The sequence below is a fragment of the Stenotrophomonas sp. FW305-C-20-S1 genome (genome assembly GCF_058783335.1).
In genome coordinates this window covers 308,802-331,733 of sequence record NZ_JBYTEK010000001.1, presented here as the reverse complement: position 1 = coordinate 331,733, position 22,932 = coordinate 308,802, and the positions used below count along the sequence as shown (strand labels likewise).

The 22,932-nt window shown below is 68.1% G+C and carries 10 protein-coding genes; all 10 read left to right on the top strand.

All coding sequences use genetic code 11. From position 1 onward, the window contains the following. Positions 1 to 119 precede the first annotated feature (119 nt). The 10 genes from AC3WTC_RS01460 (at position 120) to AC3WTC_RS01415 (ending at position 22,863) form a co-directional block, all read left to right on the top strand. On the top strand, positions 120 to 704 hold the full coding sequence (locus tag AC3WTC_RS01460) for a hypothetical protein (RefSeq protein WP_059064331.1): 585 nt from the start codon (positions 120 to 122) through the stop codon (positions 702 to 704). 57 nt (positions 705 to 761) lie between these two features. After that, the gene (gspG, locus tag AC3WTC_RS01455) at positions 762 to 1,199 is read left to right on the top strand and encodes a type II secretion system major pseudopilin GspG (protein WP_033831258.1); all 438 of its coding nucleotides are present in this window, start codon (positions 762 to 764) and stop codon (positions 1,197 to 1,199) included. A 54-nt stretch (positions 1,200 to 1,253) separates the two neighbouring features. Next, the gene (gene gspK / locus AC3WTC_RS01450; protein ID WP_492710249.1) at positions 1,254 to 2,114 is read left to right on the top strand and encodes a type II secretion system minor pseudopilin GspK; all 861 of its coding nucleotides are present in this window, start codon (positions 1,254 to 1,256) and stop codon (positions 2,112 to 2,114) included. Then, entirely contained in the window at positions 2,111 to 3,277 is a 1,167-nt protein-coding gene (gene gspL / locus AC3WTC_RS01445; RefSeq protein WP_492710195.1) for a type II secretion system protein GspL, read from the top strand. The genes gspK and gspL overlap by 4 nt, the downstream gene beginning before the upstream one ends. Then, a complete protein-coding gene (locus AC3WTC_RS01440; protein ID WP_313248193.1) occupies positions 3,274 to 3,798 on the top strand; it encodes a type II secretion system protein M in 525 nt (174 codons plus the stop codon). The genes gspL and AC3WTC_RS01440 overlap by 4 nt, the downstream gene beginning before the upstream one ends. Next, a complete protein-coding gene (gene gspD / locus AC3WTC_RS01435) occupies positions 3,795 to 6,170 on the top strand; it encodes a type II secretion system secretin GspD (RefSeq protein ID WP_492710193.1) in 2,376 nt (791 codons plus the stop codon). The genes AC3WTC_RS01440 and gspD overlap by 4 nt, the downstream gene beginning before the upstream one ends. A gap of 2 nt (positions 6,171 to 6,172) precedes the next feature. After that, entirely contained in the window at positions 6,173 to 7,609 is a 1,437-nt protein-coding gene (gspE, locus tag AC3WTC_RS01430; RefSeq protein ID WP_481456003.1) for a type II secretion system ATPase GspE, read from the top strand. A 7-nt stretch (positions 7,610 to 7,616) separates the two neighbouring features. After that, positions 7,617 to 8,816, top strand: a complete 1,200-nt coding sequence (gspF, locus tag AC3WTC_RS01425) for a type II secretion system inner membrane protein GspF (RefSeq protein WP_481444516.1) — start codon at positions 7,617 to 7,619, stop codon at positions 8,814 to 8,816. A gap of 255 nt (positions 8,817 to 9,071) precedes the next feature. Beyond that, positions 9,072 to 10,265: a substrate-binding domain-containing protein gene (locus AC3WTC_RS01420; RefSeq protein ID WP_025874374.1), complete on the top strand. Its 1,194-nt coding sequence runs from the start codon at positions 9,072 to 9,074 to the stop codon at positions 10,263 to 10,265. A gap of 196 nt (positions 10,266 to 10,461) precedes the next feature. Next, positions 10,462 to 22,863 (top strand): filamentous hemagglutinin family protein, encoded by a 12,402-nt coding sequence (locus AC3WTC_RS01415; RefSeq protein WP_492710190.1) that lies wholly within the window; start codon positions 10,462 to 10,464, stop codon positions 22,861 to 22,863. Positions 22,864 to 22,932: the final 69 nt, after the last annotated feature.

Below are 22,932 nucleotides of genomic sequence, written 5' to 3'. Positions count from 1 at the left end.
CATTCCCGCGATGCTGCCACGCACTGCTCAACATCGCATTCGTGCTGTCGCTTCGGTTGCCTTGCTGACGTCTTCTGCAGAGTACGACGCTCCCGCGTCGCGGAGCGCAGGCGACGCCGATGAACGACAGTCGCAGGATCAGCATGCTGGAGCTGGACCGCCACCTGAGCCAGTCGCTGGAGCAGGCGCGGCACGCCCCAGTGAATGTGCAGCGCTATGGGCAGCCGTGGGTGTGGATGCTGTCCAGCGATGCCTGGGCCGATGCGGCAAGGTGGTCAGCGCTGGATGTCAGCGGCCATCCGTTGATGCTGCTGCGGCAGGCGCTGGACGCATGCCTGCAGCCGTGGCCTGAAGCGGCCTTGGCCACGCTTGCGCAGGAGAGCGCGGAGGTGCGCATGGTGCAGCGTGCGGTGCTGCTGATCGCGCTGTGCGCCCCTGGCAGCGTGCAGCGCCTGCACGACGATCTTCGCTATCACCAGGTGTACCGGCAATTCATCGGCTTCGATCATGGCATGGCCTGGTCGCCCCTGCAGTGCATGCGCCTGCTGCAGGCGTGTGCCGCGCCACTGCTGCAGCGCTGCGTGGAGGAAACGCTTGCGCGCGTTCCGTCGTCGCTGCTGGACGCTGCCTGCGTGGGGAATGCGCGCGGTGTGGGTGATCGGCTGCAGGAACGGCCGATTTCCGCAGGATGTTTATCGTACTGACACATGCGCCGCTGACCATGGGGCGGCGGTCTCTTCCAGGATGATGAGGGCGGAACAATGGCAATGCAGATGGGTGGTCGCAGGGCTCGGCAGCAGGGCTTCAGCCTGATCGAGATCATGGTGGTGGTGGTCATCATCGGCATTCTGGCTGCACTGATCGTGCCCCGGCTGATGGATCGCCCGGACCAGGCCCGCGTGGTGGCGGCACGCCAGGACATCGCCGCACTGATGCAGGCCATGAAGCTGTACCGGCTGGACAATGGGCGTTACCCCAGTGCCGGGCAGGGGCTGCAGGCGCTGCTGAAACCGCCGCAGGGCAGCGGCGCGATGCCGGTCACGCCGTACCTCGACCGCCTGCCGGATGACCCGTGGGGGCACCCCTACCAGTACCAGAACCCCGGCACGCACGGCGATATCGATGTGTTCTCGCTGGGGGCCGACAGCAAGCCCGGCGGTGAGGCCGGCAACGCGGACATCGGCTCCTGGCAGCTGTGAGGCCGGACAATGGCACGCCGGAACATTCCAGGTGCGTTTGCCCGCCAGCAGGGCATGGCGGTGATCGTGGCGATGCTGGTGGTGGCACTGGTGGCGGTGATCGCCACTGCGCTGCTGACCCGGCAGGCCGCACAGCTGCGTGCGGTACGCAGCGACCAGCTGCGCATGCAGGTACGCATGGCGGTGGACGTCACGCTGGAACGCGCGGCGCAGCAGTTGCGTGACGACGCGCGCGAGCAGTTGACTACCGTTGGCAACGGGCGCTGGGCGCGGCCGGTGCAGCTGCAGGCGCCACTGCCGGTGCACCTGCAGCTGGTGGACGCGCAGTCGAGGTTCAACCTGCGCACGCTGCTGGCTGACGGCCAGCCTGCCGTAGAGGCACTGCGTGCGTTCACTTCGCTGTGTGTGGGGCAGGGGCTGCCCCGCGCGGCCTGTGCCAGCGCCGCAACGCAGGTCCAGTCGCGCCTGCGCGATGGCGATCGGCAGGCGCGTGCACCGTTGCCGCGTGAGTCGCTGATCGAGCAGGTGCTGGCAGGCGCCGATCCGGTGGCGATACAGGCACTGGCGCGGCGTACGGTGGTGCTGCCAGCGCAGACCCTGGTCAACGCCAATACAGGTGATATCGCCGTACTGCAGGCGGTTGCACCGGGGGTGGAAGCCGGGCGCCTGCAGGCGCTGCTGGGCGAGCGCGATCGTGGCCACTGGCTGCTCAACCGCGGCGACATCGCCAACCGGCTGCAGCTGAGCAACGAACAGATGGCGCTGATGCCGCTGGGTATCCACAGCGAGTGGTTCCTGGCGGTAGGGCAGGTACAGGCAGACGGCGCATCGGTGGATTTCCGCGCATTGATCTGGCGCGAGTACCGTGATGACAGCGTGCGTGTGCAACGGGTATGGACAAGGATCGGCGCATGAGCCTGCAGCTGAGAGTGCGCCTGCCGGCGCTGGAACGATTGGATGGGGACAGCGCGGTTGAGTGGGCGCAGCTGCACAAGGACCGCGTGCTGGCCACGGGCAGCGACCCTCTGTCGACGCTGGGCCAGCGCTTTCCGCAGGCGAGGGTGCATGCGAGCCTTGATCCGCAGGACCTGATCCTGCTTGAGCTGCAGCTGCCGCCGCTGCCCGGGCGACGCCTGCAGGCGGCCCTGCAGGGTGAAGTGGAAGCGATGCTGCTGGATGATCTGCAGGAGGTGGCGCTGGGACATGGCACCCAGGCGGCCGATGGCACGGTGGCGGTGGCGTGGCTTGGCCTGCAGGCGATTGCGCGCGTACAGCAGCAGCTGCAGGAGTGCGGGCTGCAGTTGCAGGCGCTGCACCCAACGCCCTTGCTGCTGCCGTGGGCGGTCGGCCAGGCCACCCTGCAGCTGTGTGGTGAGCAGGTACTGGTCCGCTGTGGCCGTGATCGTGGCTTCGTGCAGTGGTGCGGTGGGCGTGACCTGGCCTCGGTGATGCAGGTGCTGGCCGTGCGCTTGCAGCAGGCCGGGGTGCAGGCAGTGCAGTGGATCAATGCCGTGCCGCCCGCTTGGGCCGAGCGTCTGCCGGCCAGCGTGCTGACGCAGGCGGTGCAGTGCAGCGGTCCGCTGCCTGGCTGGTCACTGCCGTTGCCGGCCTCGGGTGCAGGTGCGCCACGCCTGGCCATCGGTCTTGCGCTGGCGGCGGCGGTGCTGGCTGCACTGGGCCTGCAACTGCAGGTGTCGCGCTGGCACAGCGAGGGTGAAGCCCTGCAGCATGACATGGCGCGGCAGTTCAGCACGCACTTCCCCGAGATCCACGATGTGGTCGATCCGGTGGTGCAGGCACGGCGGGCACTGGCGGCGCCGGCAGCGCCACGGGCACTTCCTGCCGTGCAGCAGCAGGTTGCCGGCGTGCTGCAGGCCATCCCCGAGTTGGCTGGCCAGGTTCGCAGCCTGCGCTATCAACCGGGCCAGATGGAATTGGAACTGGACGCTGACGCGCAGGTGTTGGCCGAGGACGCGCAACGGCTGGAGCGCTGGCAGCAGGCGATGCAGGCACAAGGGCTGCAGCTTGCGCACGAAGCCGGTGGCCGCTTGCGGATCAGCAGCGGGACTGCGCCGTGACCACAGCGGAACTACGGCCGGCGGGCTTCGTGCGCGGACTGTCGCAGCGTTGGCAGCGGCTGGCGGCGCGCGAGCGCGCGATGCTGCTGTTGATGTCTGCAGCGATAGCGGCGGCCGCACTGTGGCTGGGCTGGCTGCAGCCGCTGCTTAAGCAGCGCAGCCATTGGCAGGCTGAGCTTCCACGGCTGCAGGCGCAGGCGGCAGCACTTGCACCGCTGCTGCGCGCCCGTGAACAGCAGCAGGCGCAAGGCCGGCGGCCGACACTTGCAGGCCTGCGCCAACAGATCACCGCTGCGGGCCTGGCCGGCAGCCTGCATATCGAAACGCGTGACGGGCGCTGGCACCTGCAGGTGCGCAGTGTGCCCGCCGATGCGCTCTGGAACTGGCTGCTGCCCTTGCTGGCCGACCCGGCCATCGAACTGCAGCAACTGCAACTGCAACGAACAGGGGACGCGAACATGCCGGCGGCACGGATTTCCGGAAACATCGTGATGGCCGCCCAGGGCGGTGGCCATCCATGAAGGCGATGCGCAGCCTGGGCTGCAGCGCGGCATTGGCACTGGTGGTGGGCCTGGCCCATCTTCCCGCGCCGGTGCAGGCGCAGAACGCCAATGGCGAACCGGTGCAGCTGAACCTGGTGGACACCGATATCGGTGGGGTGCTGCGCATGGCGGCACGCTTCACCGGCCGCCAGTTCCTGGTCGACCCCCGGGTGAGCGGCAAGATGACCGTGGTCTCCGATGGGCCGGTCAGCCGCGTGCAGGCTTACCAGCTGCTGCTGGGTGCATTGCGCATGCGCGGCTTCGCCGTGGTTGAAAGCGGGGGTGTCAGCCGGGTGGTGCCGCAGGCCGATGCCAAGCTGCTGGGCGGCCGCGTTGGTGCCGGTGGCGCGGGCGGCGAAATAGCCACGCGCACGTTTGCCCTGCGCTACGAGAGTGCCGCGGCGCTGGTGGCGGTGCTGCGGCCGATGATCACTGCGGACAATCCGATCACCGCCAACCCCGGCAACAACACGCTGGTCATCACCGACTACGCCGACAACCTGGAGCGCATCGCGCGGGTCATCGCCAGCGTGGATACGCCGGCCGGCATGGACACCGACGTGGTGAAGCTGCAGCAGGGCATTGCCGTGGACGTGGCTGCGATGGTCGCACCGCTGCTGGATGCGCAGGGCGCGGAGCCGGCGCAGAAGGTGGTGGTGATGGCCGACCCGCGCAGCAACAGCGTGCTGCTGCGTTCCAGCAGCCCGGGCCGCACGCGCCTGGCGCGGCAGCTGGTCGAGAAGCTGGACAAGGCTCAGGACGAGTCCGGCAACCTGCATGTGGTGTACCTGCGCAACGCCCAGGCGACCCAGCTGGCCGGGGTGCTGCGGGGCGTGGTGGCCGGGCAGAGCGATGCGCCGGCAATGGGCAGCAGCGACGGCATCACTGCATTGCCGGGCGAGGCCAGCCGCAATGCCAGCCCGCCGCCGCAGCCTGCACAGGGCAAGAACAAAGGCAATGCGCTGGAATCGCCGCGGCTTGATCCCGGCCGCCGCGAACCGATCGATGCCGGCAGCACCGGCTTCAGCCAGAACGGCATTTCGGTGCAGGCCGACATCGCCACCAACACCTTGCTGATCTCTGCCCCGGAGCCGGTGTACCGCAACCTGCGGCGGGTGATCGATCAGCTGGACCAGCGTCGGGCGCAGGTGCTGGTGGAGAGCCTGATCGTGGAGGTCAACCAGACCGACGCCGCCGAGCTGGGCGTGCAATGGATGCTGGGCAACGGTCGCACCTTCGGTGGCACCCACTTCGGCGGCACCACCGGTGGTAGCGGGCTGAACACCACCGCGCGCACCACGCTCGACGTGCTGCCGAAGGACGGGCTGAACGTCGGCGTGATCGACGGCACGATCAACCTGCCGGGCGTGGGCCAGATCCTCAACATGAAGGCGCTGGCCAACGCACTGCAGAGCAAAGGCGGCGCCAACATCCTCTCCACGCCGAACCTGATGACGCTGGACAACGAGGCGGCCAGCATCATGGTCGGGCAGACCGTGCCCTTCGTCAGTGGCCGCTATGTGACCGATGGCGGTGGTGGCAGCAACAACCCGTTCCAGACCATCGAACGCGAGGACGTGGGCCTGAAGCTGCGGGTGCGCCCGCAGATTTCCGAGGGCGGCACGGTGAAGCTGGACATCTACCAGGAAGTCAGCAGCATCGATGCGCAGAGCTCGGGCAGCGCCGGCATCATCACCAACAAGCGGGCGCTGGACACCAGCGTGCTGCTTGATGACGGCCAGATCATGGTACTGGGCGGCCTGCTGGAAGACAGCGTCAGCCATGGCCGCGATGCTGTTCCGGGGCTGGGAAAGATCCCGGTGCTGGGCGCGCTGTTCCGCAGCGACACGCGCAAGCGGGCCAAGACCAACCTGATGGTGTTCCTGCGCCCGCACGTGGTGCGCGACCCGGCCGCCGGACAGCGCCTGACCCGCGACCGCTACGACTACATGCGCAACGCCCAGGCCGCTGCACAGCCGGTACAGAGCTGGGCGTTGCCGGCACTGTCGGCACCGCAGCTGCCGCCGCAGGATCTGTCGGTGCTGGGCCAGGGCAATGCACGTGATGGCCAGGGCCAGCCGCTGCAGAACGGCAGCCTTGCGGCGTTGTATCCGGCCAGCGAGGGCACTGTGCAGGTGGTGCAGTTCGCGCAGGGGCTGGATGCAGCGCGTGCCACGCAGGCCGTGGCACAGGTGCGCGCGCTTGGCCTGCAGGCCTATGCCGAAACCACGCCGGGCGAAACCGGACAGCGACTGCGGGTGCGGGTGGCACGCGACCCGGCCACGCTCGACCCGGCGCTGCAGCAGCTGCGCGGGCTGGGCTACACCCCGGAACTGGTCATCGGCCCATGAGCATGGCCACGCCGCCGCCAGCGCTGCCGTATGCCTGGGTGCGCAGCCACGGCGTGATGCTGGCCGAAGCAGGTGGCGCGCCGGTCCTGCTGGGAACTGCCGAGACCGCCGCCTGGGCGGTGGCCGAGCTGCGCCGCCGGCACGGGCCGCTGCCGTTCCAGGTGCTGGATGCGGCGGCCTGGCAGCAGCGGTTGGGCGAGCAGTATCGTGACGGTGGCGATGCCGCTGCGGTGGTGGGCGCGGCCGAAAGTGAAGTCGATCTCGACCGGCTGATGCAGGACATGCCCGAGGTGACCGATCTGCTGGATGCACAGGACGACGCGCCGGTGATCCGCATGATCAACGCCCTGCTGGCACAGGCCGCGCGTGACGGTGCAAGCGATCTGCACATCGAACCTTTCGAAACCCATTCGGTGGTGCGCTACCGCGTCGATGGCACCCTGCGTGACATGGTGCAGCCACGACGTGCGTTGCACGCGGCGCTGGTCTCGCGCATCAAGATCATGGCCCACCTGGATATCGCCGAGAAGCGCCTGCCGCAGGATGGGCGCATTGCGATCCGCGTGGGGGGCCGGCCGCTGGATATCCGCGTCTCCACCGTGCCCACCGGGCACGGCGAACGGGCGGTGCTGCGCCTGCTGGAAAAGGATGCCGGGCGGTTGCAGCTGCAACGCCTCGGCATGGCCGACGATACGCTGGCCACCTTCACCGGGTTGATCCGCCAGCCGCATGGCATCGTGCTGGTGACTGGGCCGACCGGCAGTGGCAAGACCACATCGCTGTATGCGGCACTGGGGCAGCTCGACAGCAGCACCAGCAACATCCTCACGGTGGAAGACCCGGTGGAGTACGACTTCGCAGGCATCGGCCAGATCCAGGTCAACGCGCGCATCGGCATGAGCTTCGGCACGGCATTGCGCGCAATCCTGCGCCAGGATCCGGACACCATCATGATCGGTGAGATCCGTGACCTGGAAACGGCGCAGATCGCGGTGCAGTCGTCGCTGACCGGTCACGGCGTGCTGGCATCGCTGCATACCAACGATGCGATTTCGGCGGTGACCCGACTGGCGGACATGGGCGTGGAACCTTTCCTGCTGGCCTCATCGTTGCGTGGCGTGCTGGCGCAGCGGCTGGTGCGCAGGCTGTGCCTGCAGTGCCGGCGTGCCGAAGTGGATGCCGAGGGCCGCACCGTGTGGCGGGCCGTAGGCTGCCCCGCCTGTGCGAACAGCGGCTACCGCGGGCGCACCGGTATCCACGAACTGTTCGTGGTGGATGAGCGCGTGCGGGCACTGATCCATGAAGGGCAGGGCGAACCTGCGCTGCGCGAGGCCGCGCGGCGCGCCGGCATGCGCACCCTGCGCCAGGACGGGCAGCGCTGGGTCGACAGCGGGGTGACTACGCTGGAGGAGATCCTGCGCGTGACCGGCGACGACTGAGGCGCGCATGGCACTGTTCGACTACCAGGCCGCCAACGCACAGGGGCGCATCGAGAAGGGGCAGCTGGACGCGGACAGCGCGCGCGGCGTGCGCCAGCAACTGCGCGGGCGTGGGCTGACACCGGTACAGGTATCAGCCGCACGAAATTCCGGCAGTGGCTGGGGCACGCGCAGGTTGTCGGCCAGCGAACTGGCCTGGGCCACGCGGCAACTTGCCAGCCTGCTGGCCGCCAGCCTGCCGCTGGAAAGCGCGTTGAGCGCGGTGATCGAACAGGCCGAACGCCCGCACGTTGCGCAGGCACTCACTGCGGTGCGTGCCGATGTGCGCGCCGGCCAACGGTTGACCGTGGCGCTGGCGGCGCGGCCGCGCGACTTTCCCGCGATCTATCGTGCCCTGGTGGGCGCGGGCGAGGATTCCGGCGATCTGGCGCGGGTAATGGAGCGCCTGGCCGACTACATCGAAGAGCGCAACGCGCTGCAGGCGAAGGTGCTGACGGCGTTCATCTACCCGGCGGCGATCAGCCTGGTGTCGGTGGCGATCGTGATCTTCCTGCTCAGCTACGTGGTTCCCCAGGTAGTGACTGCGTTCGTGCAGGCGCGGCAGACGTTGCCGATGCTGACCCAGGTGATGCTGGCGGCCAGTGCGTTCGTACGCGCGTGGGGTGCATGGACGGGGATCGGTATCGGCGCGTTGGTGGTGGGCTGGCGGCTGGCCCTGCGGCGGCCGGATCTTCGCCTGCGCTGGGACACCCTGCTGCTGCGCGTACCGATGGTGGGGCGCTTCGTGCTGGGCGTGAACAGCGCACGCTTCGCATCGACACTGGCGATCCTGCTTGATGCCGGTGTGCCCTTGCTGCGCGCACTGGACGCCGCACGACAGACACTGGGCAATGCGCTGCTGGCGCGCTGTGCCGATGATGTGGCCGCACGCGTGCGCGAAGGTACTTCGCTTGGCGCTGCGCTGAAGGTGCAGAAAGTGTATCCGCCGATCCTGGTGCATCTGGTGGCCAGTGGCGAGAAGACCGGTTCATTGGCGCCGTTGCTCGACCGCGCTGCACAGACCATCTCGCGCGAGATCGAACGCCGCGCGATGGCACTCACTGCACTGCTGGAGCCCACGATGATCCTGGTGATGGGGGGCGTGGTGCTGACCATCGTGCTGGCCGTGCTGATGCCGATCATGGAAATGAACCAGCTGGTGCAGTGATGCGCGAAGCGCATCACGGGTAGCGACGGGCCATGCCCGGCGAGCGCGCAGCGCGGCAGGCTTTCGATTCTCCACACAATCCTCCACACCTTTTTTCGATCTTCCACAGGTTTCTTAAGCGGCCTGTCATCGGCGGCGCCCAGCATGTCCCTGTCGCCGCAGAGTGGGCTGGGAGGCCCTCGGCGGCAGCAGGCGTGTAGTGACCGTTCCTCCCTTGGTGTTTCACCTTCGCAGTAAACCCTTCAGGAGAAGATCATGACCAAGTACAAGACCCTGGCCGCGCTGGTTGCTACCGCGCTGCTCGCCACTGCTGGTGCCGCGTCGGCCCAGACCGCTGTCACCGGCGGCGGCGCTTCGCTGCCGGCCGACCTCTACAAGGGCCAGGCCGACAGCATCCTGCCGGCCAACTTCAGCTACGCCGTGACCGGTTCGGGCACCGGCAAGAAGGCCTTCCTGGAAAACAACTCGGCGCTGTTCTCGACCACCGGTACCGTGCATTTCGCCGGCAGCGACTCGGTGCTGAGCAGCACCGAGCTGAGCACCTACAACAGCACCTACAACGTGGCTGGCGATGCCAACCGCTTCGGCGCGCTGGTGCAGATCCCGTCGGTCGCCACCTCGGTCACCATCCCGTTCAACAAGGCCGGTTCGGCGGTTGATCTGTCGGTCACCCAGATCTGCGGCATCTTCTCCGGCAAGATCAATGACTGGAGCCAGCTGGCTGGTTCGGGCCGTACCGGTGCCCTGCAGGTTGTCTACCGTGGCGAGAGCAGCGGTACCAGCGAGCTGCTGGCCCGCTTCCTGACCAGCGCCTGCCAGCCGGCGGACGTCTCCGGCACCACCCTGAAGCTGACCAACGGCGTGCCGGCGTTCTCGGTGCAGTCGACCTTCGCCAACCTGTTCACCACCGTGCCGTCGAACTTCATCGCCGCGCCGGCCACCGGTGGCACCTCGCTGTACAACGCGGTGTACGCCGTTGACGGCCGCATCGGCTACGTTGGCCCGGACGTCATCCCGAGCCTGACCGATGCCACCAAGGTGGCCAAGGTCAAGTCCTTCTCGCCGGATGAAGTGAGCGTGCAGGCGACCCTGGAAACCGCTGCGCCGCCGACCGGCGCCGCTGCTGAAAATCCCGCCAACTGGGTGCCGGTGTTCGGCAACCCGAGCGCGGGCTACCCGATCGCTGGCTACACCAACTTCGTGTTCGGCCAGTGCTACAAGAACGCCACTGTCGGCGCCAACGTGCGTGGCTTCCTGACCCGCCATTACGGCAGTGTCGTGGTCGCCGGCGTCGAGCAGGGCCCGAACGATGCCGCGATCCGCGCGCACAAGTTCATCCCGCTGACCAAGGCCTGGCGTGATGCGGTCCGTGCCCGCTTCGCGACTGCCAGCAATGCTGGCGCCGTGAACAACCCGAGCACCTGCGCCAGCATCGGCCGTCCGCTGTAACTGTCTGCAAGGCAACACCTGCTGATCGAAGCGCCGGCCGAAATGCCGGCGCTTTCCTTCGTGGTGGCACCGCATCCGCGCTGAGCTGTCGTCTTCACGCCGCGGCCACCGTCTATCAGGTGCAGGGCATGCGTTACGCAGGCCCCCTTCGTACTCGCCGCGGCCGACGCGGCCCATCAGGTTGACGAGGTCCCCGATGTCGCACCCGCATTCGCCCGCCGCCCGTTTCTCCGCCTCCCTCTGGCGCAGCCACCCGATGGCCTGGGCCGTGGCCGTGGCGCTGGGCAGCGTGGTCGCTCCTGCCAGCCAGGCGCAGCAGGCCTTCAGCCCCGGCTGGTTCGCCGACCGCGGCGCCGCCCAAGGTGCGGCAGCGCAGAGTGGCCGTATGCCCAATGGCGCGCCGATCCAGTTCCAGCTGCCTGCACAACAGCAGGATGCGGCGCGACAGAAGCTGCAGCAGTCGATCGACAACCTCGGCACGGCCGCGCAGGCCATCGCATTGCAACAGCGCATGCAGGAGCAGGCCAGGCAGGCGCGACGCGAGGCGGGCTTCGTGGTGGCCGATGGGCTGGGCAAGGATGGCCTGAAGGTGGACGAGAATCCGCTGACCCGTGGCTGGATCAATGCCCGCGAAGCGACCCAGTCGCTGGGCGCCGACGGCCGGGTGCAGGTCAGCATCGAGCAGACCGCCGACCACGCGATCCTGAACTGGGAAACCTTCAACATCGGTGGCAACACCACGCTGAATTTCCTGCAGAACGCTGACTGGGCCGTGTTGAACCGGGTCAATGATCCGGCCGCAAGGCCCAGTCAGATTCTCGGCCAGCTGAAGGCCAATGGCACGGTGTTCGTTGCCAACCGCAATGGCGTGGTGTTCGGCAACAACAGCCAGGTCAACGTCCGCAACCTGGTGGCCGCTGCAGCACGTATCAGCGACGCGCAGTTCCGTGACAACGGTCTGTACAGCGTTGATGCGAACACGTCCGCCCTGACCGATGCGGTGGGCAAGATCATGGTTGAACGTGGTGCGCGCATCACCACGCATGAGCCCACCAGCGCAACGCGCGGCGGTGGCTATGTGCTGCTGGCCGGCCACAGCGTGGAGAATGCGGGCCAGATCGAAACCCGGAGGGGCCAGACCCAGCTGGCGGCCGGCGACAGCTTCGTGATCCGCCGTGGCGCGGGTACGGCGCAGAACACGGCTTCGACCACGCGGGGCAATGAGATCGCGCCGCGCTTCGCCACCGACAGCACGGCCGGCAGCGTTCGCAACAGCGGTCTGATCCAAGCGCGCGAGGGCGACGTCACTCTTGCCGGTCGCACGGTCGAACAGGCCGGCGTGGCTGTGGCCACAACGACGTTGAACCAGCGCGGCACCGTGCATCTGCTGAGTTCGTCCTCAGACAGCAAGGGCAGCGTGACCCTGGCCACGGGTTCGACGACGGCGGTGCTGATCGAAGATGATGGCAAGACCACCGCGCTTGACAGCCAGCGCGACGCCCTCATCAGGGAATCGGCCGAGCAGGACAAGCTTCGTGGCGCCAGCAACAGTGGCACCTTCGACAATCTCTCGCGGCTGCAGGACCGCCGGGAGCAATCACGCATCGAAGTCGTCTCCGGCGGCGATGTGAACTTCCAGGCCGGCTCGCTGGCGGTGGCCACCGGCGGCCAGGTGATCGCCGACGCCAGCCGGCGCAGCTACCTGGATGATGGCGCGCGCGTGGACGTCTCCGGTGCGGTGGGCGTGCAGGTGGCGATGGAGAGCAACAACGTCAAGGTGAAGGTGCAGGGCAACGAGCTGCGCGATTCGCCGGACAACCGTGACAGCGGCAAGCTGATCAGCAGCGAGGTGTGGATCGACCGCCGCCAGTTGATCGAAGTTGGCGCCGGTACCGGTGGCTATGAAGGTACGCGCTGGTATGCCGGCGGCGGCCTGCTGGAAGTGGGTGGCTACCTGGACAATCAGGGGCATTCGATCAGCGAATGGGCGGCGCAGGGCGGCACCGTCCAGCTGGCAGGCAGGGAAGTGGTCAGCCACGCCGGTTCGCGCATCAATCTGGCCGGTGGCAGCCTGGATGTGCAGTCCGGCGTGGTCCAGCAGAGCTGGCTGCGTGGGCGCGATGGCCAGTTGTACCGGCTTGACGATGCGCCGGCGGAGATGCTGTACGACGGTCTGTACCAGGGCTACGAACTGAAGCAGGAGCGTTGGGGGGTCACCGAATCCTTCCGCAATCCACTGGTTGCCCCTGGCCAGCGCTTCGACAATGGCTACACCGTGGGACGCGACGCCGGCCGCCTGTTGATCTCGGCGCCCACGGCCGTCCTGCAGGGCCAGGTGGATACGGTGGCCTTCCAGGGCGTGCAGCAGACGCGCCGCCCAGACCAGGGACAGGACGGGTACGCGCAGGCGCAGACGGCGGCGGCCCGCAACGCCCAGCTTTGGCTTGGGCGTTTCGACAACACCGGGCGCAGTGCAGTGTTCGATTCGCAGGTCCGCATCGGAGAGCTCCAGGCCGACACCCGGCCGTGGACGCTGCAGGCGCCGGTCGGGGAAGCACAGCGCAATACCGTGTGGTTGGACAGTGAGGTCCTGAGCGCCCAGCGTTGGGGGCAGGTGGACCTCGCTTCGGCCGGCCGCATCGATCTGGACGGCACGCTCAGGTTGCAGGAGGGCGGCCGGCTTGGCCTTGCCGCAAGCCGCGTCAGCCTCGGCGGAACGGTGCAGATTGCCGGCGGCCAGGTGGAGGCCGGCAACCTGCTTCTGGTGCTCGGCAGGCCGACGGCCCTGCTGTCCTCCGGACGCGGCGCGCTCGATGTTGCGGCGGGCGCGCGGATCGATCTTGGCGGCGGCTGGAGCAATGCGCTTGCCTCGCCGGAAGGCGGTCCCGCACAGGCGTGGATCGACGGTGGACAGCTGCGCTTCAACGGCAGCCACGACATCAACGTGGGCGAGGGTGCACGGATTTCGGTGGATGCCGGTGGTGTCATCGATGCCAATGGCAAGGGGCGCGTGGGCAAGGGGGGCAGTGTCAGCCTGCTCGCGGCCAGCACCGAGGTCGCCACCGACGGCAGTGGCCGGCTGCGTATCGGCAAGGACGCTCGCTTCAGCGCGCTCGGCAATGGCAGCGGCAACTTCACTTTGGCAACAGGCGGTGCGGTGGCCATCGGCGCGCCTGGCACGGACGCATCGGCGGCGTCGCTGCACTTGCAGGAAGCGCTGTTCAAGAGTGGCTTTGCCGGCTATGACATCGCCGGTCACAACGGCTTGACGGTTGAAGAAGGTACCCAGCTGCAGGTGGAACGACCGGCGCTGCGCCTGGCCGAGGGCGCACAGCAGGCACTGGCCCGCGAGCAGGGCATTCAGGCCTGGACGCCATCGTTGTATGAGGCCGATCCAGCCAGCGGACGCGTGTCGCAGCGTGGCGGCGCCAGCCTGACACTGCGCGCCGGGCATCTGTTGTCCACGGCCGACCTGCGCGTTGGCAAGGGGGCCAGGATCGAGGTCGACCCGGGCCAGTCGATCGAACTGTTCAGCGCCGGCAACCTGACTGTGGCCGGTAGTCTGAAGGCGGCCGGCGGGCGCATCCGCCTGGACGAGGCATTCGATCCGTCGGGCGTACGCGGCGATGCACGCCGCGAGCGCCAGTGGACGATCGCCGATGGCGCACTGCTTGACGTGAGTGGCGACACCGTTTCCCTGCCCGACGCGCGCAGGACGTTGCGCGGGCAGGTGCGCAAGGGCGGAACCATCGAGATCGGGGGGGCGCTGGACTGGGAAGACCAGGACAACGTGCGCCACCTGCCGCCCGATACCTTCGTGGTGGTGGAGCGCGGTGCACGGCTGGATGCGTCCGGTGCTTCGGCGCTGCTCGATATCGATGGCAGCGGGCGTACCCGGGTCGACAGCGATGGCGGCAGCATCGTGCTGCGTGCGGGCAATGCCCTGTACCTGCACGGCGAACTGGATGCAGCGGCGGGCGGCGACGGTGCGCGCGGTGGCACCCTTGGTGTTGCCTTCGGTGGCGGCACCTACGGCAGAACGGCAGACGGTAAGGAGGTGCTGGCGCCGCGGGTGATCTCGCTGACCCAGCACGCCGCGCAGACGGCGAGCCTGCCTGCACGCCTTGAATACGGCCATGCGGCACTGTCGGTGGAGCAGGTCGAGGCCGGTGGTTTCGATCATCTGACCCTGTTCGGCGATATCCGCGCCCAGGGAGATGTCACTCTGCGCATGGACCAGAGCCTGCGCCTGCAGGGCGTGAACGAGCGTTACCTCGGCTTCGTCCCGGGCAACAGCGCGGGCAGCCGCCTGCAACTGGCCGCGCCGTATGTCCGCCTTGCGCAGGGGCGCTGGTGGCAGCCGGCCGGGGAAGGCACGCTACGCCCGCTGGAGGCACCGTTCGATACCGGCCGGCAGCATCGCCTGGAGGTGGACGCCGATCTGATCGACCTGCGCGACGTCACCTGGCTGGCCGGCTTTGATCAGGTCGGGCTGCGCAGCAGCGGCGACATCCGCATGCTGGCGCCAGTCGCCAGCACTTCACGAATCTCCACGCTGGCAAGCCCGGGTTCGATCGATATCAGCGCCGCACGCCTGTTCCCTGCGGCCAGGGCCCAGGGACGCATCGTGGCCGGCGTTCCCGACATCGGTCCTTCGGGGGTGCCGTCCTGGCAGAACCCCGACGCCGTGCTGCGCATCCATGGCATTGCGGGCGGCGCGCAGCCGGCACCGGATTCTGCGTTCGGCAGTTTGGAGCTGGTGGCGGCAACGGTGGTGCAGGGCGGCACGGTGCAGGCGCCGTGGGGCCGCGTGCAGCTGGGCGGCAACGAGTTCAATTCGAATCGTGCCAGCCGTGTCGATCTGCTTGCCGGCAGCGTGACCTCCATCAGTGGCGCCGGGCTGGTGCTGCCCTTTGGCGGCACCGTGGACGGTGTGAGCTGGCGCCGCAACGGCGCCGACTTCGATGTACTGGGCCCCGGCTCGATCAGCATCCCGATCGGTATCGACATCGTGGCCAATGCCTTCAGTGGCGCGGCGGGCAGCGTGCTGGATGTGTCCGGCGGAGGCGAGCTGTCCGGTGCCGCGTTCGTGGCAGGGCGCGGTGGCTCGGTGGACATCCTGCGGCATGCGCTGGCGGATGCGAACCCGCGCTACCGCTTCAGCGGCAGTGACAATGCGGTCTACGCGATCATGCCGGGACACTCGGTCACGCAGGCGCCGCTGGGCACCGCTGACGGCAGTGCCGATCCGCGCGTTGGCCAACAGATCGTCATAACCGCCGGCGTTCCCGGCCTTCCGGCGGGAACCTACACGTTGCTGCCGGCCAGCTACGCCCTGCAGAAGGGCGCATTCCGCGTCGAAGTTGGCGCCGAAGGCGCCGTCGGCAGCCGCCAGCCAGTGGCGACCGGCACTGGCTCCTGGCGCGTCAGTGGACACCAGGCGCAGAGCCTGGGCGGTGGTGTCTCACCGCTGCTCACCGATCTGGTGCTGACGCCGGCGGAGGTGGTGCGCCGCCATGCCAGCTACAACGAGACCTCCTACAGCGCGTTCGTGCAGGGCGTGGCCGAGCGGCGTGGCGAAGCGCTGCGCTGGCGGCCGACCGACGCCGGCAACCTCAACCTGGTGTTGGGCGACGGCGCAGGACGTTCGGCCGTGCCGGCCGCGATCTTCCAGGGCCTGTCCCATTTCAACGCCGGCAGCAATGACGGGCGCGGTGGCACGCTTTCGGTCAACCTGCGCACCTCCAATGGCGCGGTGCTGGAGATCGCCACCGAAGGCGACAGCGCCGGCAGCGGCAGCGGTGCAACCATCTTCGACTCCGCGCTCAATGCGTTCCGCCCGGAAACGATGCTGATTGGCGGCGTGCTGCGACGTGACGCGACGACCTATTCGCTGGAAGGCAGCGCGCAGCACATCGTGGTGCGCAACGGCGTCACCCTGACGGCGCAGGAAGTGCTGCTGTCGGCCGCCTTCGGAGGCAAGGGGATCCTGATCGAGCAGGGCGCTGCGATCGACACCTTGACCGGGGCCGATTCGTCGCGTGTTGCGCAGCCCACGGCGCCCTACCTGGTGTCGGGCGGCCTGCTTGCCGTGTCCAACCAGCGCCTGACGGCGCTCAGTGCACAGGGCGGAGGCGCTGCAGGTCCGGTGGCGATCGACATCGGCGGATGCGCGTTGGACTGCAGCGGCCAGACCCGGTTGCTGTCGGCAGGCAGCATCAACGTGGTCACCGACGGCGCCCTGAACATTGGCGACGCGGTGAGCTACGGCACGCGCCAGCTCGGCCTGGGCATGTCGGCACTCAACCTCGGCAGCGCCGAAGCCATTGCGGCGGCATCGGCGGCCGGCGGCCTGCCGGTCGGCATGACCATGAACCAGGAGGTGTTGCAGCGATTGCTGCGCGGAAACACCGCCACCGGCGCGCCGGCGCTGGAGGCCCTCAGCCTGACCGCGCGCGATGCCATCAATGTCTTCGGCAGCGTGGACCTGGACACCCGTGAGGGCGCAACCGGACGCAGCAGCCTGCGCAGCCTGGTGCTGGGCGCACCGGCCATTCACGGTTACGGCACCGCTACCGATCGCGCACGCATCTTCGCCGATACGCTGGTCTGGGACGGTACGCTGGCCGGCACCACGTTGCCCGGCGGTGAGCAGACCCAGCCGGCCGGCGAGGCGATGGTGGGCCGGCTTGGCCAAGGGCAGCTGGAAATCAATGCAAGGGCGCTGGAGCTGGGCCGTGCGCCCTTTACCCGGCCCAGTTCGTCGGTGGCCGCGGATCGCCAGGTGCTCGGCTTCGCCGGCGTTACCCTGGCAGCATCGGATCGCATGTTGTTCTCCGGCAAGGGCAGTCTGGATGTCTTCCAGCGGCAGGGCGATTACGCGGCAGGCAGCGGCTGGCAGTTCAGCGGCGGCGCGCTGGATATCGTTACCCCGCTGCTGACCGGCAGTGCGGGCGCGCAGCTGGCAATCCGCAATGGCGGTACGGTGCAGTTGCGCGGTGCTGCGGCAACCGCGGGCAGCGATGCGTTGGGTGCGGAGTTGTCCATCACGGCCGAACGCGTTGTGATCGACAGCGGGGTGGCGCTGGCGTCCGGCCGGTTCGAAGCCAATGCCCGCCAGGGCGTGGCGCTTGGCAGCAATGCAGTGCTGGACATGGCGGGGCGGAAGGTCAGCCTGTTCGACGTGGACAAGTACAGTTGGGGCGGCGACGTAGCGCTGTCGAGCCGTGACGGTGACATCGTTGCCGACGCGGCGTCGCGCATCGATCTTTCCGCCCGCAACAACCGCGGCGGCCGCTTGACGGTCGCTGCGCTGGGCGCGCAGGGCGGCCGTGTGGATCTGGCAGGCACGTTGCTTGGCGGAGCCAGCGGCCGCTACGACGCCGGTGGCTCCGAAGTGCCCTACGACGGCGGCGAGCTGGTAGTGCGTGCCCGCCAGTTGCAGGACTTCTCCGGCCTGAACACCCGGCTTACCGCCGGTGGCATTACCGGTGGCCGGACGTTCCAGTTGAGCGTAGGCGACCTGGTGATCGGCGATGAAGTGAAGGCACGCAACGTTGATATCAGCGTCGATGGTGGCAGCCTGCTCGTCAATGGCCGCATTGATGCCAGTGGCGAACAGGTCGGCAGCATCCGCCTGTCGGCCCGTGATGTGCTGCGTATCGATGGCACATTGGACGCGCATGGCAGCGCCTTGCGCGTGGACAGCTACGGCAAGATCATCGACAGCCCGAACCGGGCCATGATCGAACTGACCTCGGCCAATGGCAGCGTGCAGCTGGGCGTTGCCTCTTCGATGGACCTGCGCGCCGGCACGTCGGTGGCCGCGGGGAGCGGCCCCGGCCAGAATGATGGCCACGCACGCGGCAGCGTCAAGCTCAACGTGCCACGCGTGGGCAGCAACGACGCCGCGATCAACGTGGCCAGCGGCATCCGCATCGCCGGTGCCGCCGACGTCCAGGTCAACGCCTTCCGCAGCTATGATTCGGCGCCGCTGGCCAGCGCTCCGGATGTGCATGGCCATCGTCCGCAGGTGATCAACCAGCAATGGCTGGATACGGTGGTGGACCCGGACAACAGCCAGTGGATGAACGCCGCGCTGGTCAATACGGGATTGCAGCAGCGCACTGCCGCCTTGGGCAGCTACCGCCTGCGCCCCGGCGTGCAGATCGTGGCGCGGACCAGCAGTGACAACCCGCGTGGCGATCTGGTCGTGGCCGGCGATATCGATCTGTCCGGCTATCGCTACGGACCGCAGTCGAACCGGCTCGATCCTGCGCGCCGCGGCTTCGGTGAATCGGCCGCGCTGGTGCTGCGTGCCGAGGGCGATATCAATGTCTATGGCAGCATCAACGACGGCTTCGCGTCGCCGCCCGCCAATCCCGATGAGGACGGCTGGGTGCTGCTGGAAGGGCGCAGTAGCGGTGCGCCCAACACCGCGTTCGGCGGCGACCTGATCGTGCCCGGCGAAGGTGTCCAGCTGCAGCGCGGCACCGAATTCCGTGCTGGCGCCACGCTGAACTATGCACTGCCCTTCGAGGCCGTGACCCTGCCGGCCGGAACCGTGCTGCCTACGGAGATGCGGCTGTCGGGACCGTTGCTGCTGCCGGCCGGTACCGTGCTGGGCGCAGCAGTGACGACGGCGGGTGGCGAGGTGGTTGCGGCTGGAACCGTGCTGGCCCAGGCATTGACGTTGCAGGCGGGTGCGCGCCTGGGTGCCGGCTTCCGCCTGCGCACGCCGGCGCCGGTGGCCGCACAGGTGTGGCCGGCCGGTGTCGCCCTGCCCATGGCAATGAAGCTCTCCGGCGCACTGGACCTGCATGCCGGTGCGATCATCCCGTCGATGACCAAGGTGGAGCTGGCCGGCGATGCGCCGGTGAAGCTGCGAACGGCCGATGCCAGCGGGCGCCAGGGGCGCAACTGGGCGCTGGCGGCGATGCTGCCCGACGGCACCACCTCGTGGGATCTGACCGCGGTGGCCGGTGCGGATACGGCGGCTGCCGATCCGCGGACCCGCCGTTGGGGTAGCGACGGCAGCATCGTGCTGGCCGACAGCCACTACAGCACCATCGGCACTGTCACCACGACGACGGAATGGAAGGGTGATCGCGTGATCACCCTGGACGGCTCGCTGAATCTGTGGGGTGACGAATCGTGGGTCGGGAAGCCCGTGGCTGATCTGGCCCGGGAGCTGGGTTTGACCGAGAACGAAGTCTGTGAGTCCGGACCCAATTGCGGCCCCGCCCCGCGACTGGTGGACAAGGAAGGCTCGCTGGCATGGTGGGGCGATGAATCCTGGGTCGGCCGCCCGGCTTCGGAACTGGGTGCCGAGATGGGCATGTCGGAGGAAGAGATCTGCGCGGCAATGGGCTACTGCTATGGCGGCGGCACGCTGACGGAAGTCACGACCTATGGCAAGCGGCTGGGGGCACCGGCCTGGAGCGTGCTGCGTACCGGCAAGGGTGATCTGGCACTGCTGGCCGCGCAGGACGTTCGCATGAAGTCCGGCTTCGGCGTGTACACCGCAGGTGCGCCGACGTTGTTGGGCGATGGCAACGACGCGCGCTTCAACGCGGCACGTGCGCCGAAACCGATGAACACCGCGCTGCTCGGCGCGACGCAGGCCTCCGGATCCTATGACGCGGCCATCGCCGGCTACCAGGCGTGGTACCCGGACCAGGGCGGCAATCTGCGTGTTGAAGCGGGGCGGGACATCATCGGCGATGTCTGGACCGGCCGCTCCGAATCGGGCACGGCGCAACGTGACCAGGCCGGGCATTCCAGTGCCGCGGTGGGAAGCTGGCTGTGGCGGCAGGGTTCGGGCACGACGGAAGGTGTGCAGACCACAGCAACCAGCTGGTGGATCAACTTCGGCACCTACAGCACCGTCGGCGCCGAACTGGACGCGACGCCCCGCATGGTCGGCTTCACCGGCTTCGGCACGTTGGGTGGGGGCAATCTGTCCTTGGAAGCCGGCCGCCACTCGGGCGTGATCTCGCCGATGGGCAATGCCCTGGGCTTGTTGACGGCGCCCCATTCCAGCGCGATCGTCGCTGCGGTTGGGTCGACCGGACGCGTCAGCGACGGTGAGCTGCATCTGACGGGGGGCGGCGACCTGACGCTGCGAAGCGGTGGAGCGCTCAACCCCGGCCTGCGCGCGAGCGCGCAGCAGCCCGAAGGTTTCCTGCAGGATCTGGATCTCAATGGCGCCGTGACCAATCTACGCGGCAGCACACTGCTGCAGGCGGCGCGCATTGGTAGTGTCAGTGCGATACAGAGCAGCTACGGAACGTTGGGGCTGAAGAATCCGTTCGTGGCCGACGCCCCGGTGGCGATGGCGGGGCCGGTGCTCATCCTGGGTGATTCCACCGCACTGGTGCAGGCGCGCGGCGATGTGGTGCTGGGAAGTGCGGCCGACCCCGGGCGGGTGCCGGTGGCCAATTTCAACGATATCCTGCTGGACGATGGCAGCCACGCGTCGGGCTCGAGCTGGTTCTCGCTGTGGACACAACGCACCGCACTGGACCTGTTCTCGGCAGGCGGGAACCTTTCGCCGGGCCTGGTCGGCACGCAGCATGCCAGCGGAAGCAACCAGGGCAGGGAGGTGATAGACATCAGCCCCAGCGATGGTGACGTCATCCTCAACTACTGGTTGTATCCGTCCCGGTTCAGCGCCTTGGCGGCCTCCGGCAACATCAATCTCGCCAGTCTGCGGGCGAGCGGCGCCACCCTCGGTGCCCAGGATGTCATCCTGCTGGCGCCCTCGGCGTCGGGTCGACTGGAGGTGCTGGCAGGAGGATCCATCCTGGCTGCCGAACAGGCCACCCAGATTGTGCGCTCCAGCAGTGATGCCCGCGTTCCGGGCCCGTTCGATCCTGGCTTCATCGCGCGGGGGCCGGGAAATGCCGGAACCGTGCGCAGCAACGTATCCGTGGACGGGGGCAGGGCCGACCCTGAGGCCGTGCTGCCGTATTTCGCGTTCGGTCCCAATACAGCGCTCGGCGCGCTGCTACCAACTACCCCAACTGTAGCCAGCAGATTCTATGCCGTGGCCGGCGACATCATCGGGCTGGGCAGCGGCAGCAGGCGGCAGTTGTCGCGCGATACGGGGAACAACGGGCGCACCGTGTTCGACTGGTACGAAGCAGGCTCGGCAGTACAGCTGCGCGCCGGTCGCGATGTCATCAATGCAAACGTTACCGCGCTCAACACCAGCAGTACCGATATCAGCGGGATCGACGCGGGTCGCGACATCATCCGCAGCAATCTGACGGTGGCCGGCCCCGGCAATGTCGAGGTCAGCGCCGGCCGCCAGCTGCGCCAGGAAGAGGCGGGAAGCATCGTCAGCCTCGGCGGTATCGTGCAGGGTGACACCCGGCCGGGTGCGAGCATTGCGGTGACCGCAGGCAACCAGCATCTTGATTTCGATGCACTGCGCGCACGCTATCTGGATCCGGCCGCGCTCGCCGACCCGGCGCAATCGCTGGCTTCGCAGCCCGGCAAGGCGGTGAAGATCTATGACAAGGAACTGAAGCAGTGGCTGCAGCAGCGCTTCGGTACATCCAGCGAAGGCTTGGATGCACTGGCCGTGTTCGACGCATTGCCGAAGGAGCAGCAGCGCATCTTCCTGCGCCAGGTCTACTACGCTGAACTGCGCGAAGGTGGTCGTGAGTACACCAATGCAGAAGGGCCGCGCTTCGGCTCCTACCTGCGCGGGCGCGAAGCGATCGCCACGCTGATGCCGGACAAGGATGCCAATGGCGCAACGATCAACCGTACTGGCGATATCGTGATGTATGGCGGCTCCGGTGTGCGCACCGAAGCGGGTGGCAACATCGAGCTGATGGCGCCAGGCGGGCAGATCGTGGTGGGCGTGCAGGGCGTGGTACCTCCGGCCAGCGCGGGCCTGGTCACCCAGGGCCAAGGCGACATCCGTCTGTTCAGCCAGGACAGCGTGCTGCTGGGCCTGTCGCGGGTGATGACCACCTTTGGTGGTGACATCCTGGCGTGGTCCGAGCAGGGCGACATCAACGCCGGCCGTGGCTCGCAGACCACGCTGCTGTACACCCCGCCGCGTCGGGTCTACGACACCTGGGGCAACGTGATCCTGTCGCCGCAGGCACCGGCCAGCGGCGCCGGCATCGCAACGTTGAACCCGATCGCCGAAGTGGCGCCGGGCGATGTCGACCTGATCGCGCCGCTGGGCACCATTGATGCCGGCGAGGCGGGTATCCGCGTGTCGGGCAACATCAACCTGGCGGCACTGCAGGTGCTCAACGCCGCCAATATCCAGGTGCAGGGCGACAGCAAGGGCCTGCCGGTACTGGCCTCGGTGAACGTCAACGCGCTGGCGTCGGCAAGCGCTGCGGCCAACAGCGCCAGCCAGGCCGCACAGGACGTGATGCGCAAGAGCCAGGACGATGCGCGGCGCAACCAGCCGTCGGTGATCAGCGTGCAGATCCTGGGCTTCGGCAATGCCAGCAGCAGTATCGATCCGCCAACGCGCGGAAACACGGCCGCCGCCACGGGCTACGACGTCAACAGCGCCTTCCAGTTCCCGCAGGCGCGCGCAGACGCGGGCAAGCAGCAGGTGCAGTAGATCCACGCCTTGCGTGGATGGAGGAACGGTGCGGGCCAAGGTCCGCACCCACCACGCGCAGAACACAGG